At 71.9% G+C, this 15,371-nt stretch carries 14 protein-coding genes and 1 pseudogene; 8 read left to right on the forward strand and 7 right to left on the reverse strand.

From position 1 onward, the window contains the following. The first annotated feature begins 153 nt into the window (after window positions 1–153). Genes AB0469_RS00730 through AB0469_RS00740 form a run of 3 tightly spaced genes read left to right on the forward strand, consistent with a single transcriptional unit; the run spans window position 154 to window position 3,053 of the window. On the forward strand, window positions 154–1,026 hold the full coding sequence (locus tag AB0469_RS00730) for a YndJ family protein (protein ID WP_366449104.1): 873 nt from the start codon (window positions 154–156) through the stop codon (window positions 1,024–1,026). A 39-nt stretch (window positions 1,027–1,065) separates the two neighbouring features. Further along, a complete protein-coding gene (locus AB0469_RS00735) occupies window positions 1,066–1,596 on the forward strand; it encodes a DUF1990 domain-containing protein (RefSeq protein ID WP_366449105.1) in 531 nt (176 codons plus the stop codon). Window positions 1,597–1,607: 11 nt separating this feature from the next. Then, the gene (locus AB0469_RS00740; RefSeq protein ID WP_366449106.1) at window positions 1,608–3,053 is read left to right on the forward strand and encodes a lipase maturation factor family protein; all 1,446 of its coding nucleotides are present in this window, start codon (window positions 1,608–1,610) and stop codon (window positions 3,051–3,053) included. On the opposite strand, the gene AB0469_RS00745 is transcribed toward AB0469_RS00740, so the two are convergent. After that, window positions 3,027–4,025, reverse strand: coding sequence for an NAD-dependent epimerase/dehydratase family protein (locus AB0469_RS00745; protein WP_366449107.1), 999 nt, complete (start codon window positions 4,023–4,025; stop codon window positions 3,027–3,029). The genes AB0469_RS00740 and AB0469_RS00745 overlap by 27 nt on opposite strands. A 206-nt stretch (window positions 4,026–4,231) precedes the next feature. Next, entirely contained in the window at window positions 4,232–4,399 is a 168-nt protein-coding gene (locus tag AB0469_RS00750) for a hypothetical protein (RefSeq protein WP_366449298.1), read from the reverse strand. 290 nt (window positions 4,400–4,689) lie between these two features. On the opposite strand from AB0469_RS00750, the gene AB0469_RS00755 reads away from it, so the two are divergent. Beyond that, window positions 4,690–5,097: a hypothetical protein gene (locus tag AB0469_RS00755; protein WP_366449108.1), complete on the forward strand. Its 408-nt coding sequence runs from the start codon at window positions 4,690–4,692 to the stop codon at window positions 5,095–5,097. Between the two features lie 80 nt (window positions 5,098–5,177). Here AB0469_RS00755 and AB0469_RS00760 read toward each other — a convergent pair whose 3' ends face one another. Continuing rightward, the gene (locus tag AB0469_RS00760) at window positions 5,178–6,659 is read right to left on the reverse strand and encodes an SDR family NAD(P)-dependent oxidoreductase (protein ID WP_366449109.1); all 1,482 of its coding nucleotides are present in this window, start codon (window positions 6,657–6,659) and stop codon (window positions 5,178–5,180) included. 280 nt (window positions 6,660–6,939) lie between these two features. On the opposite strand from AB0469_RS00760, the pseudogene AB0469_RS00765 reads away from it, so the two are divergent. Next, window positions 6,940–7,764: pseudogene (locus tag AB0469_RS00765) on the forward strand (DMT family transporter); the annotation flags it as partial. A 24-nt stretch (window positions 7,765–7,788) separates the two neighbouring features. Here AB0469_RS00765 and AB0469_RS00770 read toward each other — a convergent pair. From AB0469_RS00770 to panD, 3 genes are all read right to left on the reverse strand, one after another. Further along, window positions 7,789–9,180, reverse strand: a complete 1,392-nt coding sequence (locus tag AB0469_RS00770) for a transglycosylase family protein (RefSeq protein ID WP_366449110.1) — start codon at window positions 9,178–9,180, stop codon at window positions 7,789–7,791. A 314-nt stretch (window positions 9,181–9,494) separates the two neighbouring features. After that, the gene (locus AB0469_RS00775; RefSeq protein ID WP_366449111.1) at window positions 9,495–10,136 is read right to left on the reverse strand and encodes an aspartate/glutamate racemase family protein; all 642 of its coding nucleotides are present in this window, start codon (window positions 10,134–10,136) and stop codon (window positions 9,495–9,497) included. 15 nt (window positions 10,137–10,151) lie between these two features. Beyond that, window positions 10,152–10,571, reverse strand: a complete 420-nt coding sequence (panD, locus tag AB0469_RS00780) for an aspartate 1-decarboxylase (RefSeq protein ID WP_363176125.1) — start codon at window positions 10,569–10,571, stop codon at window positions 10,152–10,154. A gap of 653 nt (window positions 10,572–11,224) precedes the next feature. Between panD and AB0469_RS00785 the strand changes: the two genes are divergently transcribed. Together AB0469_RS00785 and AB0469_RS00790 are read left to right on the forward strand one after the other, a co-directional pair. Next, window positions 11,225–11,395 (forward strand): helix-turn-helix domain-containing protein, encoded by a 171-nt coding sequence (locus tag AB0469_RS00785; protein ID WP_078909523.1) that lies wholly within the window; start codon window positions 11,225–11,227, stop codon window positions 11,393–11,395. Window positions 11,396–11,467: 72 nt separating this feature from the next. Beyond that, window positions 11,468–12,289: a serine/threonine-protein kinase gene (locus tag AB0469_RS00790; RefSeq protein ID WP_366449112.1), complete on the forward strand. Its 822-nt coding sequence runs from the start codon at window positions 11,468–11,470 to the stop codon at window positions 12,287–12,289. A 59-nt stretch (window positions 12,290–12,348) separates the two neighbouring features. On the opposite strand, the gene AB0469_RS00795 is transcribed toward AB0469_RS00790, so the two are convergent. Further along, the gene (locus tag AB0469_RS00795) at window positions 12,349–13,485 is read right to left on the reverse strand and encodes a site-specific integrase (protein WP_366449113.1); all 1,137 of its coding nucleotides are present in this window, start codon (window positions 13,483–13,485) and stop codon (window positions 12,349–12,351) included. A gap of 475 nt (window positions 13,486–13,960) precedes the next feature. Between AB0469_RS00795 and AB0469_RS00800 the strand changes: the two genes are divergently transcribed. Continuing rightward, window positions 13,961–15,136: a serine/threonine-protein kinase gene (locus AB0469_RS00800; protein ID WP_366449114.1), complete on the forward strand. Its 1,176-nt coding sequence runs from the start codon at window positions 13,961–13,963 to the stop codon at window positions 15,134–15,136. The last annotated feature ends 235 nt before the right edge of the window (window positions 15,137–15,371 follow it).

Genomic DNA, 15,371 nt, shown 5'->3' on the forward strand with positions numbered 1-15,371 from the left:
TTCGCCCCGGTTGCTCCCTCTTGTCTGCCGCATCCTTCCGGGGGCCGCAACCGGAGTTCCGGCAGATGCGCACCGCGCACGCATTGAACACGTTCAAGAAAGGGCCTAGAGTGGCGGGTGCCGCATACTTGAACACGTTCAAAGGAGTGGCGCGTGACCGTGCTCGTGAACCTGATCATCGCCCTCGGGATGCTCTACGCCGTCCCCGTCGGCCTGCGCCTGATCGACCCGGCCGGGCTGGGCACGGCGGCCCGGCTGTGGCCGTGGGCGGCAGCCCCGGGGGCGCTGTCCCCGTGGTTGCCGCGCGGAAGCGCCGCCACCGCGCTCGCCGCCGTGTACGCGGCCGCCGCCCTGGCCCTGCTGGGCGCGGCGTGGGCCAGGCTGCGCCGCCGTCCCGCCCGGTCCGGGGGCAGCCGCCTCCCCGACCCGTCCGAGGTGGCGGTGCTGACCGCCCTGGCCTCGCCCTCGGTCGCCGGGACCGCACTGGTCGCCGAGCGGGCCGGGCACCGGCTCTTCGGCTTCGACCTCGACGTCCTGGCCCTGACCGTCCCGCACTTCCACTTCGCCGGTTTCACGGCAGCCCTCGTCGCCGGCCTCGTGTGCCGTTCGGCCGCCACGGGCCACCGGGCGCGCTGGGCGGCGTACAGCGTGCCGGCGGGGACCCTGCTCGTGCTGGCCGGGTACTTCGTGGACGACTGGGCCGAGCTGCTGGGCGCGGTCGTGCTGACCGGGGGCATGTGGACGGTGGCGCTGGTCACCTACCGTGAACTGCGGCCAACTGCCCGCGACCGGCCGACCGGCGCGATGCTGGCGGCGTCGGCGGTCGTCCTGGTGGCCACCATGCTGCTCGCCCTGTGGTGGGCGGCCGGGGAGGCCACCGGGATCACCCACCCGACCCTGACCTGGATGGCCGCCACCCACGGCCTCGGCAACGCGCTCGGCTTCGGCCTGTGCTCGCTGCTGGCGTGGCGGCGGCTCAGCGCCGGCCCGGCCCCGGACCCCCGGCCGGCCACCGCCCTCTCCTGATCCCCGCCTCCGACCGCAGCCACCCGAACGGAGACCCCCGTGAGCCGCCTCATCAGCACCGGCCGACGCGTCCTCAGCTACCCCGAACACGGCGCCAGCCTCCGGCGGCCGCTGCCCGACGGCTACCGCCACCTGCACCACCGCACGCGCCTCGGACACGGCCGGGAGGTGTTCGAGGCCGCCGGCGCCGCGGTCCGCTGCTTCCGGATGCACCGTGCCGCCGGGGCGAGCGTCCGGGCGGACGGGCCGGCCGTCCCGGGGGCGCGGGTGGAGATCGGCCTCGGCCCCGGCCCCCTGCGCATCAGCGTCCCGTGCGAGGTGGTCCGCACCACGGACACGCCCGACCTGGCCGGATTCGCCTACGGCACCCTCACCGGGCACCCGGCGTGCGGGGAGGAGTCCTTCCTCGTGGAACTGGCCGCCGACGGCACCGTGTGGTTCGAGGTGACGGCCTTCAGCCGCCCCGCCGCCTGGTACGCGCGCCTCGCGGGGCCGCTGCTGCCGGTCCTCCAGCGGGCCTTCGTCCGCCGGCTCGGCCGCCGCCTGCGCGCGCTGGCCTCCGCAGTCTGATACTGGAGTCGATGGACTGGTTCACCGCGCCCGGGTACTGGCTGGGCCGGCTGGTCTTCCAGCGGGCCCTCGCCGGCGTCTACCTCTTCGCCTTCCTCGGGGCCGCCCTCCAGTTCCGGGCCCTGATCGGCGCGCACGGCATGCTGCCCGTCCCGCGCCACGTCCGGTACGTACGCTTCCGGGACGCCCCGAGCCTGTTCCAACTGCGGTACTCCGACGGGCTCTTCGCCGGCTGCGCCTGGACCGGCGCGGCCCTGGCGGCGGCGCTCGTCGCCGGGGCGGGGGACCTGGTGCCGCTGGGCGCGGCCATGGGGATGTGGGCGGTGCTGTGGCTGCTCTACCTGTCCATCGTCAACGTCGGCCAGACCTGGTACTCGTTCGGCTGGGAGTCGCTGCTGCTGGAGGTGGGGTTCCTCGCCGTCATCCTGGGCAACGCGCGGACCGGGCCGCCGGTGCTGGTGCTGTGGCTGCTGCGGTGGGTGCTGTTCCGGGTGGAGTTCGGCGCCGGGCTGATCAAGATGCGCGGGGACGCCTGCTGGAGGCGGCTGACCTGCCTCTACTACCACCACGAGACCCAGCCGATGCCGGGGCCGCTGAGCTGGTTCTTCCACCACCTGCCGAAGCCGCTGCACCGGGTGGAGTGCGCCGCGAACCACGTCACGCAACTGGCCGTGCCGGTGCTGCTGTTCACCCCGCAGCCGGTGGCCTCGTACGCGGCCTGGATCATGGTGGCCACCCAGCTGTGGCTGGTGCTGTCGGGGAACTTCGCCTGGCTGAACTGGCTGACGATCACGCTGGCCCTGTCGGCCGTCGACTTCACCGGGCTCGCCGGGCCGCCGCCCGCCGAGGCCTCGCGCGGGGCGCCTGTCTGGTACGTGGTCCTGGTGTGCGCGCTGACCGCGCTGGTGCTGGTGCTGAGCCGGCATCCGGTGCTCAACATGGTCTCGCGGCGCCAGGTGATGAACCGCTCCTTCGACTCCCTGCACCTGGTCAACACCTACGGGGCCTTCGGCACGGTGGGCCGGATCCGCGACGAGGTCGTCGTCGAGGGCACCTCGGACCTCACCCCCAGGGAGGACGGCGACTGGCGGGAGTACGGGTTCAAGGGCAAGCCGGGTGATCTGCGGCGGATCCCCCGCCAGTTCGCCCCCTACCACCTGCGGCTGGACTGGCTCATGTGGTTCGCGGCGCTCTCCCCCGGCTACGCCCGGGACTGGTTCGGGCCGTTCGTCGAGCGCCTGCTGGCGGGCGACCGGGACACGCTGCGGCTGCTGCGCCACAACCCGTTCCCGGACGCCCCGCCGCGTTACGTGCGGGCCAGGCTGTACCGATACCGGTTCACCACCTGGCGGGAGCTGCGCGAGACGGGCGCCTGGTGGCACCGCAGGCCGGTGCGGGAGTTCATGCCGCCGACCCGCCTCGCGCGGGCCTCATCGGCCGGGCCCGAGCCCGAGTAGCTCCGCCTCCCGCTCGGGGCCGAGGCCCTTCTGCGGCCGGTCCGGGCGCTGCGGGGCCTCGCCTCCCAGGGAACGCAGCCAGGCCCAGGTGTCGGCGACGGTCTCCTCGACCGGGCGGCACTCCAGGCCGGCGGCGAGGGCCTTGGAGACGTCGCCGCGGAACATGTGGTCGTGCAGTTCGCCCGGCGGCAGCCAGCACGGCAGCTCGGTCCAGGGCTCGACGCCCGCCTCCGCGATGCGCCGCGGGTCGGTCCAGCGGAGGTCGGCGACGCCCCCGGTGACGGCCGCGCAGGCTTCGAGGAAGGAGCCGGTGGTGGCGTGCCCCGCCGGGGAGACCACGTCGTACGGGCCGCCGAGCCCGGCCTCCGCGGCGTCCAGGGTCCAGCGCGCGAGGTCGCGCACGTCGATGTACTGCATCGGCAGGTCGCGCGGGCCGGGGGCCAGGGTGGGCCCGCCGCGCGCGGTCCGGTTCAGCCACCACGGCAGCCGGCCGACGTTCTCGTACGGGCCGAGGATCAGGCCGGCGCGCACCAGCAGGGCGCGGTCGCCGAAGGCGTCGAGCGCCGCCAGCTCGCCGCCGCGCTTGTCCTCGGCGTAGGCGGTGGCGTCGGCGTCGGGCGAGCCCTCGACCAGCGGGCCGTCCTCGGCCTGGCCGGCGGGGGCCGGGTAGGCGTACACGGAGCGGCTGGAGACGTACGCGTAGCAGCCGGCACGGCCGGCGAGCAGGCGGGCGGCGTCGCGCACGGCGGTGGGGGCGCCGCTCCAGGTGTCGGCGACGAGGTCCCAGGCGCCTTCGGCGAGCGCGGCCAGGCCCCCGGGCGCGGTGCGGTCGCCGTACACGGCGCGGACGCCGGGCGGCGGGTCGTGGCGGCCCCGGTGGAAGACGGTGACCTCCCAGCCCCGCTCCAGGGCGTCCTCGGTGATCGCGCGGCCGACGAATTCGGTCCCGCCCAGCATCAGCAGCTTCTTCATGCCGTTCAGCCTGCCCGGGCGGGCGGGGCGGCGGAAGCCGTGATCGCCGGCAGCGATGACGCTCAGGGCGTAGGGCGAGCGGGAACCCGGGGCGGGGTCCGGCCGGTCGTGCCGCGCCCCCGTCACCGTGGGGTGCGGGGGCGTGGAGCGCGGGGCGCGCCGGGGGCCGGTGGCTCTGGCGGGTCCGGCCCCGACGGCTGCGGACCCTAGTCGATGCCGGGCAGGATGTGCGGCTCCGCGAGGTCGTCCTCGTAGCCGGCCAGCCTGATGGGGGCGGATCGGGCCCAGACCTCGAGGCTGCCGAGTTCGTCGGACCGGGTGTTCGCCCGACCCGTCAGCTCCATGGTCGGGTTGGGCTTGGTCGTCTCAGTCACCGCGCACTCCCTTGTGTCGCGTAACCCGGCAGGCTCGACCGCTTGCCGGATAGGGAAATTAAAAGGTCTTCCGGACGCGGTGGCGCCTTGGTGGAGCGGAGCCCGGGTGGGGTTCCTTGCGCTTCAGGGTACACATATGAGCGGGGGTCCGCTCGATGGAACGGTAAAATCCACGCTGGACCGCTTGTTTTCGCCGCGAGTTCAGGAAGTCGTACTCCGGCGTGTCCGCCGGCGCTGATCTGCTCGACGGTGGCGGCGGCGTGCGTGCGCGGACGACGGAGGGAACGGCGATGGCCTGGTCAGGGGTGCCCGCGATCGGCAGTGTCGACGAGCTGATGGAGCTGCTGCACGCCCGTCACGGCGGCCCCGACACGCCCGACCGGGACCTGGGGCTGCGGACCGCGGCCCTGCTGCGCCGCTCGCACCCCTACGACAAGGAGCTCCAGGTGGCCGGGCTGGTCCGGGGCCTGGAAGGGCCGGCGCACGCCCCGGGGACGGGGGCGGCCGAGGCGGTACGCGGCCTGCTGGGCCCGCGCGTGGCCGGGCTGCTGGAGGGACGCGCGGCCGGCGCCGGTACGGACGAGGAGGCCCTGCACCAGGCCGCCCAGGCGGGGCGGGGCGCCGGGCTGGACGCCGGGGTCGTGGAGGACTGGCGTCCGGTGCTCGAACTCGTCGCGGCGGGGGCCTACCGACTCTGACGCCGGGGTTGACCCGAAAGGATGACGGGCCGGCCCCGTCCCGCTCGGACGAGGGGGACGGGGCCGCCCCGCGGGCGCCGCTACCAGTTGGCGGGCGAGTAGTCCTTGAGGAAGATCCCGTAGAGGTCCTCGCCGGCCTCGCCGCGGACGACGGGGTCGTAGACCCGGGCCGCGCCGTCGACCAGGTCGAGGGGCGCGTGGAAGCCCTCCTCGGCCAGCCGCAGCTTGTCGAAGTGCGGACGCTCGTCGGTGATCCATCCGGTGTCGACCGAGGTCATCAGGATGCGGTCGGCCTCGAACATCTCCTGGCCGCTGGTCCGCGTCACCATGTTCATCGCGGCCTTGGCGGCGTTGGTGTTCGGGTGCCCCGCGCCCTTGTAGCCGCGGCTGAACACGCCCTCCATCGCCGAGACGTTGACCACGTACGCACGACCGCTGGACGCCTTGCGGGCGGCCTCGGCCATCGACGGGCGCAGCGCGCTGATCAGGATGAACGGGGAGGTGTAGTTGCACAGCTGGGTCTCGAGCAGCTCCACCGGGGAGATCTGGTCGATGGTCTGCACCCAGGTGTTGCTCTCGACGACGTCCGGCAGCAGGCCGCCCGCGTCGATGGCGGTCCCGGCGAGGTGCCGCTCCAGGCTGGCGTTGCCCGCCACGAGGGCGAGGTCGGCGACCTTCTGCGCCTCCAGGCCGCTCACCCCGAGGGGCAGTGCCGCGAGGCCGTCGACCGCGCCGGAGTTGAAGGCGCCGATGACGTGGTGGGCGGGGAGCTCTCCGGCCGGCAGCGGGGCGCTCTCGCCCTCGACCAGCGCGGCGTAGGCCGTGGGCAGGCGGCGCACGGTCTGCGTCGCGTTGTTGATCAGGATGTCCAGCGGGCCGGCCGCCGCGACCTGCTCGGCGAGCGCCACGGACTGGGCCGGGTCGCGCAGGTCGATGCCGACGACCTCCAGGCGGTGCATCCAGTCCGCCGAGTCCTCCATCGCCTTGAAGCGGCGGATGGCGTCCTTGGGGAAACGGGTGGTGATCGTCGTGTGGGCGCCGTCGCGCAGCAGGCGCAGCGCGATGTACATGCCGATCTTGGCGCGGCCGCCGGTGAGCAGGGCGCGCTTGCCGGAGAGGTCGGCGCGGGCCTCGCGCTTGGCGCGGTTCTGGGCGGCGCAGTCAGGGCAGAGCTGGTGGTAGAAGTAGTCGACCTCGACGTACCGCGTCTTGCAGACGTAGCAGGAGCGCGGGCGCTGGAGTATCCCGGCGATCCGTCCGGCCTCGGTGACGGAGGAGGGCAGGATGCCCTCGGTCTCGTCGTCGATGCGCTGGGCGGAGCCGGTGGCGGTCGCCTCGGTGACGGCCTTGTCGTTGGCGGTCTTGGCGGCGCGGCGCTCCTGGCGGCGGCGCTGCTTGACCGTCCGGTAGATGCCGGCGGTGGCGCGGCGTACGGTGATGGCGTCCGGGTGGTCGACGTCGATCGTGTCGAGCTCGTCGAGCACGCTGAGGCAGACGGCGAGGCGCTCGGGGTCGATGCCCGGCCCGTATGCCTGGTTGTCTTCGGTATCGGTCACCGTCATGGCCGCTGCCGTTCCTTGCTCGCTCGTCCGCGTCCGCCTGCTGCGGAAGTCCCCAAAACGGAAACTGTACGGAGCCGACACGCCCGGGACCAAACCCGTTCGCGGGACCCTCACCGACCGCGAGCGGCCTGTCACGGTATGGAGGGGATCAAGGGCGTTCGTCCCCGGGGGTGCGGCTTGCGCGTACTCCCTCTGGTGTATGCCAGGAGGATGACTCGGCCCGCGATCAAGGGGTCCGCGGACGGATGTACCGGGGGCCGGGGTGGGGCATGGTGGATCCATGAGTGCCCTGGCCCTGTCGGTTCTGCTCTGCCTGGTGTCGGCCGTCGCTTACGCGGGCGGCGCGATCGTCCAGGAACACGTCGCGGTGAGCTCCCCGGACCGCCGCGCCCTGGCCCCGCTGCACCGCCCGGGCTGGTGGGCGGCGGTCGCGCTGAACGGCCTGGGCGCACTGCTGCACGTGGTGGCGCTGGCGTACGGGCCGCTGAGCCTGGTCCAGCCGCTCGGGGCGCTGACCATCGTCTTCGCGCTCCCGATGGCGGCCGTGTGCGTGAGGCGCCGGGCGGGCGCGGCGGCCTGGCGGGGGGCGGTGCTGGCGACCGTCGGCCTGGCCGGCCTGCTGGCCCTGACCGGCGGCGAGGGCCGGGGGCGCCAGGCGCTGGCGGGCGGCGAGCGGAGCCTGCTGCTGACCGCGACGGCGGTGGGGGCGGCGGTGCTGGTGCTGGCGGCGGGGCGGATGCGGCGGCCGGTGCTGCGCAGCGTGCTGCTCGCGGCGGCCGCCGGTACGGCCTTCGGAATGGCCTCGGTGTTCACCAAGTCGGTGGCCGAGACCGTCACCCGGCCCGCGCCGGGCGGACCGGGCGGGCTGTGGCCGGACCTGGCGGCGATCGCCGTGCTGGCGGCGGGCGGCCTGCTGCTGTCCCAGGCCGCCTACCGGGGAGCGGGGCTGACGGCGCCGCTGGCCACGGTGACGGTGGTGAACCCGGTGGTGGCGGCCGCCGTGGGCGTCTCCCTGTTCGACGAGGGCTTCCGGTACGGGACCGCCGGGGCCGCGGCGGCGCTGGCGAGCGGCGCCGTGGCGGCGGCCGGCCTGGTCCTGCTCACGGCCGTGCCGCCGCACGTGCGGGGGTCAGATGTCGACGCCCTTGCCGCGGAGGTACTTCAGCGGGTCGATGTCGGAGCCGTATCCGGGGCCGGTGCGCATCTCGAAGTGCAGGTGGGGCCCGGAGGTGTTGCCGGTCGAGCCGGAGCGGCCGATGCGCTGGCCTCCGGAGACCTGCTGGCCGGCCTTGACCCCGAGCGCCGAGAGGTGGGCGTACTGGGAGTAGCGGCCGTCGGCGTGCTTGATGACGACCTGGTACCCGTAGGCCCCGGCCCAGCCGGCCGACTCGACGGTGCCGGGCCCGACGGCCTTGATGCTGGTGCCGGTCGCCACCGGGAAGTCGACGCCCGTGTGGTACCCGCTCGACCAGGAGGAGCCGGCGACGTGGTAGGCGGTGCCGAGTCCGGCGTCGACGGGGGCACTGAACCCGCCCGGGGCGGGCTTCTGCTCCGCTGAGCCGGGCTTCTCTGCGGGCTTGGCGGGCTTGGCGGCCTGCTCGGGCTTGGGCTTCTCGGCGGGCTTCGACGGCGCGGGCGCGGGCTTGGACTGCTCGGGCGCGGGCTTGGACTGCTCGGGCTTGGGCTTGGACTGCTCGGGCTTGGGCTTGACCTCGTCCTGCTGCTGCTTGTTCGGCTCGACGGGCTTGACCGGCTCGGCGGTGCGCGGCGGCTTCTCCGGGTTCTGCGCGGGGGGCGCGACGGTGACCCGGAGGGTGAGCCGCTGCCCGGGGAAGATCAGGTTCGGGTTGCCGCCGACGGTCTCCCGGTTGGTCTCGTACAGGGCCTGCCAGCCGCCTTCGACGTGCTGCCGACCGGCGATCGAGGACAGCGAGTCCCCGGGCGCCACGACGTACGGGTTCGGCAGGACGGTGGTCCCGGTCGGGCTGGGCATGCTGACGGGGGTGCCGGTGGTGGCCTTGGTGGGCTGGATCCGGTCCATGGGGGCCTGCGTCTGCGGCTTCGCGGAGGGCTTCGCGGACGGTGTCGAAGCCTTCGTGGACGGCTTCGCGGAGGGCTTCGCGTCGCCGGCCGGTGCGGCGGCACTCCGGCTGAGTCCGGCCTGGGGGCCGCAGGTCGGCCAGGCGTCGGGACCCTGTCCCCTGAGCACCTTCTCCGCGACGGCGATCTGCTGGTCCTTGGTGGCCAGGTCGGCGCGCGGGGCGTAGGCGGTGCCGCCGAACGCGCGCCAGGTGCTCTGGCTGAACTGGAGCCCGCCGTAGTAGCCGTTCCCGGTGTTGGTCTGCCAGTTGTCGGTCGACTCGCAGGCGGCGACCTTGTTCCAGGCGTCCACGGAGGCGGCCTGGGCGTCCCCGGCGCCGATGAGGGGGAGCGCGATACCGGCGCCACCCGCGGTGACGACGAGCGAGGCCCGGTTGATGCTGCTCGGCTGATACCGGCGGTGCCGGCCCCGTACACCCATGGGAGTCCCCCTGGAAGACATCAGGAACCGCACAACCTAACGGCGCCCCGACATCCTGACAAGGGCCACAACCGGCCGTTCGACAACCGGAGTTGACGTCAGCTCAACGGACCCGGCTGGGGGATCGGCGCGGGGCCGGGCGGCGGGGGAACGGGGTCGGGCTCGGGGACCGGCGAGGGGACGGGCGGCACCGGCCGCGGCACCGGCCCGGGCTCCGGCAGCGGCGGGCCCGGCGAGGGGACGGGGTCCGGCTCGGGGACCGGCGGCTGCGTCTGTTCTGCGTTTCGCACCATAGTCCCCACCTTCCCCCGATCTCAGCCCGTACGCTCCCCGAGCAGCGCGGCCGCCAGGCCGGGGGCCGGGCTGGACAGCACGGGCAGGCCCGTCCGCACGAGGTGGGCGGCTCCGGCCATGGAGGCCTGGGCCAGCACGATCACGTCGGCGCCCGCGACCGCGTCCGCGGCCCGGGCCACCGCCTCCAGGTACCCGCGGTCGTCCCCGGCCTCGAACCGCTCCCAGGCCCCTTCGACGACCTCGCTCCGGACGCTCACGGCCCGCCCGCCCGCCTCCTCGGCCAGCAGCTCCTCGGTGGGCCCGACCGTCGACGCGAGCGCGGCCAGCACGACGATCCGGGGCCCTACGCGCACGGCCTCGGCCGCCATGGGCCGGTCCACCCGCAGCACGGGCACGCCGAGCCGGGGCCCCAGCGACTCGGCGACCGCCCCCACCGTCGAACAGGTGACGAGCACGGACCCGCGGATGCCCTCCAGCACCTCGCGCATCCGCGCCGCCACGGCTCCGGGACCCGCCTTCCTCGCCAGGTCGAGCAGCTCCGGCACCACGAGGTGGCGCAGCACGGCCCCCGGATGCCGCTCGTCCCGCAAGGCGTCGAAGACGGGCACGTGCACCGGGGAGGTGTGGAGCAGGGTCAGCCCGGCCGGCGGCACGGGCGCCACGGTCCCCGACTCCTCTCAGACGGCCACCGCGTGGGGGCTGCGCTCCTGGTCCGTACCGGGCACGGGAGCGGACGGGTCCGCCCCCAGCTCGATGATCCTGTTGTCCCCGTCGACGTGCACGACCCGCGGCTTCAGCGCCCGCGCCTCGGCGTCCTCGACCTGCGCGTAGCTGATGAGGATGACCAGGTCCCCGGGGTGCACGAGGTGCGCGGCGGCCCCGTTGATCCCGATGACCCCGGACCCCCGCTCCCCCTCGATGACGTACGTCTCGAGTCGCGCGCCGTTGGTGATGTCCACGATGTGGACGAGCTCCCCGGGCAGCAGGTCGGCGGCGTCGAGCAGATCGGCGTCGATGGTCACGGACCCGACGTAGTGCAGGTCGGCCTGGGTGACGGTGGCCCGGTGGATCTTGGACTTGAACATGGTGCGCATCATCGAGGTACTCCTGGATCTATGCTCCCTGCCTGCGTTTTTGCAGGTCAAGTGCGGTTTCCCTACCCTACAACGAGTCGCAAGTTTGGTCAGCTTTCCCCATGTTTTTGAGGACTGATGCTGACTAATTGCTGACTTTTCTGACTCCCCGTCAGCTGACTTCGGAGGGGCTGAGTAGCCTCACCCGCTCCCCCGCCACGACGACGACGCCAGCCTACGCAACGACCTTCGGCAGCCATCCAGGACCACCGTCACTGTGACGGGAGCCACGCGAGCAGGTCGCCAGTCAGTACACCCCGTGGGCCACCTGGCGGCGGCCCTAGCTCGAGAAGCGCAGTACCCCCAGCCCGGATGACGCTGGCCTTGGATCGCACAGCAATCACCGGACCCGGACGGCGGAGCAAGGTAACGGCAGATCCCCGGTTAGCCAAACCGGGGATTCTCGTGACCATTGCTGTAGTCCGCACGACGACAGGGCGCCCACTGGGTGCACCTAACCCTGCCGCCGCCCGCCGGGCTGCAGGCCGATCCATTCCGAATCGGCGTGGCCGCCAAACCGAAGGAGATCCTTGCCCATAGATCCACAGACGCCCCTCGGCAGAACAAACACCACAGCAGACGGGCCTCACGGGAGGCGCGCCGTCGAGCCCGTGCTCATGAACACGTCCGAGGTGGCAACCATGCTGAATATGTCCACGAGCTGGGTGTACAAGGAGGCCGCCAAGCTCGGCCTGAAGGGTTACAAGCTCGGCCGAGGCAGGAACGCGAAGGTCCTCTACAAGAAGACCGAGGTCTTCAAGTGGCTGGAGCAGCAAAAGATCCATTAGCGCCGATCGCCAGCCAGACATCGCATCACCGATATCACTGCGGACCTGCACGCAAACTGACAGCTTCCGGAAATGAAGACGCACCCGTTCGAGGACGTTACTCACGTCCCGGCGCTCGAGCCACTGCTGGCCCGGCTGGGCACCGTGTTCCAGCGGTTCGACGATCAAGACTCCGGCTGCACCTCCTACGGATTGCTGGCATCGGGACAGCGCTGGTTCGTGAAGACCGCGTCGGCACCCGAAGCCGTCCCGTCATTGGACAGGGCGATGGCCGTTCACAATGCCATCTCACATCCGTGCATCGTGGCCTTGGCGCACTCCTTCACGTCGGACATCGGCCCTGTGCTCGTCTATCCGTGGACGAGCGGTGAGGTTCTCTACCACCCGACCCGGTCACGCCACGGCGGACGCGCCGCTCCCGGCAGCCCCATGGCACGGTTTAGGGCCCAGCCGCTCGCCCAGATCAATATCGCTCTGGAAGCGCTGCTCAACGCCCATCTGGCTGTCGAAGATGCTGGATATGTAGCCGTGGATTTGTACGACGGCTGCATGCTCTACGACTTTGATCAGCAACGCATGATGCTCTGCGATCTGGACGAGTACCGCCCCGGCCCCTTCACCCTGGAGGGGGACCGGCTCCCCGGCTCCAGCCGCTACATGGCGCCCGAGGAGTTCGTCCGGGGTTCGCTCATCGACATCCGCACCACGGTCTTCAACCTGGGCCGGGCACTGCGCCTCCTCCTCGACGCCGGCGACGAGGAGACGCAGTGGCGCGGAACCCCGGCCCAGCTCGCTGTCATCGTGCAGGCGACCGCACCTGAGCCGCAGAATCGACTGCCGTCCGTAGGCGCGCTCATCGATGCCTGGCAGGCAGCAGGAGACCAAGCTGGCTGACGCGGCGGTGTCCACGCATCACCGCCTCTGAACCAGGCCACCACAGGCGCCATACCTGATCACGCTGAGCTGGCGCCGGGCACTACCGCCCCCGTTGGGACGACCAACTGGGAGTCCAGTCGTTCCCAGGCTCCAATGACCGCCTGGTGAGCGCCCGGGGCGAGGTGTGCGTACCGCTGTGTCGTCTGATAGCTCTCGTGGCCGAGTAGGTGCTGGACGTCGTAGAGCGAGACGCCCTTCTGGACGAGCCACGACGCACATGTATGGCGGGTGGAGTGCGGCGGGTACTGCGGGACGCGCACCAGCGCACCGTCAGCGTCCATGGAGTGCGCCCGCCTCATCGCGGGCCACCATGCCTGGACCCGCCAGTTGCCGTCGTCAAGGAGCCGGCCCGACCGTCCCTTTGTGACGGTGGTGAAGACGACGCCCTCACGGTCGCGGTCGTGCATGTGTCGGGCCAGCGCGTCGAGGACGTGATCAGGAATCGGAACCTCGCGGCAGCTCTTGGAGGTCTTCGGATACTCCTTGATCCCCGATTTTGTATTGACCTCCACCACGAACAAGCGGCCGCGGCGCCAGTCAATGCGGTGCCCGTGCAGGCCGGCAAGCTCGCCCCACCGAAGGCCGGTATAGAAGGCAAGCAGCACCATCGTCTGCCACGGCTGGTCAAGCTCGTCCAGGATGGCCTGGGCCTGCGCGATCGTGAACCACTGCGGCGGCTTCACCGCCTGCGGCGGCAGAGCGATACGTCGGCATGGCGTCACCGTGATGAGCTCTTCGTCCACCGCCGCTCGCATGATGGAGGACAACAGGTTGTAGGCCCGCCGGATGGCCGAAGGACCCTTCCCGTCCACGACAAGCCTCCGGACCCAGGCCTGCACGTCCAGCCTCGAGATCGCACGCACTTCCCAGTCCGACCAGTACGGCGTGAGGTGGGTGCGGATGCACGAGGCATCGCCCCTGAGCGTTTGAGGCCCGACCAATCGGGCCTCCCACCAGCGGTCGTGCCACTGCATAAACTTGATCTTGCTGGCCGGGTGACACGGCGACGCACCTCGCCTGACCTTCGCTTCTTCATCCAAGCCCCAGCCGCGGGCCTGCGAGCGCAAAGGGAATGTTCGGCTGAACCGCTTGCCAGCACGATTCCTGACCGTGGCCTGCCAGTTTCCGGAGGGCAGCTTACGCAAATAGGGCATACGTACCGTCCATTGCCTTCGGCGTACTCGGTGGCTGCGGGAAGGACGGAGATCAGCAACCTCCCGGACACTTGCGCCCTCGCCTCACGCCTCGGATGTCCGCGAGACTGTCCGCCGCCCCACTCGACCAATCCTGAGGAGAGGACGCAGCGAGGCCTCGGACGGTCGCGACGCTGGCGAGCAGCCACCGCCGCTATCTGGCAGTCCCCGGTGGTCACGGAAGGGCACGTCGAAGCGACAGAAACTTCTGCCGTCCTGCGCCGCCTCAGCCAGGCCGCTCCTACCCCGAGAACGTCGAAACCGCCCCGCCGCATGGTCTGCCGCAGGCACGGCGAGGCGCGAGATCCGGCCAGGCTCGTCTCCCTCGTGCCCTGATCACGCCGAAAGGCCCCCAGCCTGGCCTTTTGGCCGATTAGAGTAGCCCCCGGAACGGCGCCGATCGGGTGAGGCGCACCGGAAAGGTGAGTCGGTACGGATGAGCGGGGTACCCACGCGGATCGGTCGCTACACGGTGGCGCGGGAGCTCGGCTCAGGCGGGATGGGCGAGGTCTACCTGGCCTATACCCCGGCCGGCGACCCGGTCGCCGTTAAGGTGATCCGCAACGACAAGCTGGACCCGCTGACCCGCGCCCGGTTCGAGAAGGAAGCCTTGATCGCCAGGACGGTGATCGGCACTAACCGGGTAGCCCGGTTCCTGGACGCCGACCCGTACGCGGACCAGCCGTGGCTGGCCATGGAATACGTGACCGGGCGCACGCTGCTGGCCTGCGTGGACGCCGGCGGCGCCCTGCCGCTGCCTCTCGTCGCCAGCCTCGGCGCGCTCCTCGCGGAGGGCCTGGCCGCTGTACATGCTGCGGAGCTGCTGCATCGGGACCTGAAACCGCAGAACGTGATCATGGGCGGCGATGGTCCGATGATCATCGACTTCGGGCTGGGGGCGTTCATGGACACCTCCAAGGAGACCCTGTCGCATAGCGGGATGATCATCGGCACGGTGCGGTGCATGCCGCCTGAGCAGGCCGGTGGACGGCCGCAGGTGTCTGCGGCTGCAGACGTGTACGCGCTCGGAACGGTGCTGTTGTATGCCGCGACGGGCCACTACCCGTATGACGGCACGCGCTGGGAGGCCATCGCAGCGCAGGTGACCAATCCCGAGATCGCCCCGGACCTGTCCGGGGTGCCGACACCTCTGGTGCCGCTGCTGGAGTCCATGCTGGCGCATGAGCCGGAGGACCGGCCGGACCTTGAGACGGTGTCCGACGTGTGTGCGGAGGTCATCGTCGGCTGCGGGTCCAATCCGGCGGCCGCACGGCTGGCATTGATCGCGCACACCACTGCTGGGGCTCCCACCACCGCTGGGGAGCCGCTGACTCCCTCGTTCGAGAAGCTACTCCAGGAGCAACCCGGCCTTGCTGACGAGGCCGCGGAGAGCCCACTGGATGATCCCGCCCGGTCCGCGCGCACCGAGGATGCCGGTCTGGAGCAGGTGAGCGAGGAGCCGGTCGGGCCGGATGCGGAGCCTGAGCCCGCTCCCGGTCCCGGAGCTGGTTCAACTCGGACTCGGGCGGGCTCGGCACGGGGCCGGGCGCCGGCCTCGAAGCGAGTCGCGGATGAGCTGCGCTCGCTGTATGCCGCGGATCGCGTTCTCTGACTCCTGCACTGACAGTGCCTGGTGAGAGTCTTGTCGGAATGTGCTCGTGCCGCGTGACGTGTCGGCGGGTGCATGTGGGGTGTAGGCGGCTGTTGGTGCCGCTGGTGAGGGATCGGAGCTGAGGGTGAGCGTCGAGGCGGAGGCCATGGGCGGGCCGGACGATGCGCTGTGGGCTGCCTGGCAGCCGGACGATGTTCCCGCCGCTCGTCCGGTTTCCGGTTCCTCCGGGTATGCC

This window comes from Streptomyces sp. NPDC093801 (genome assembly GCF_040701585.1).
Lineage (GTDB): Bacteria > Actinomycetota > Actinomycetes > Streptomycetales > Streptomycetaceae > Streptomyces.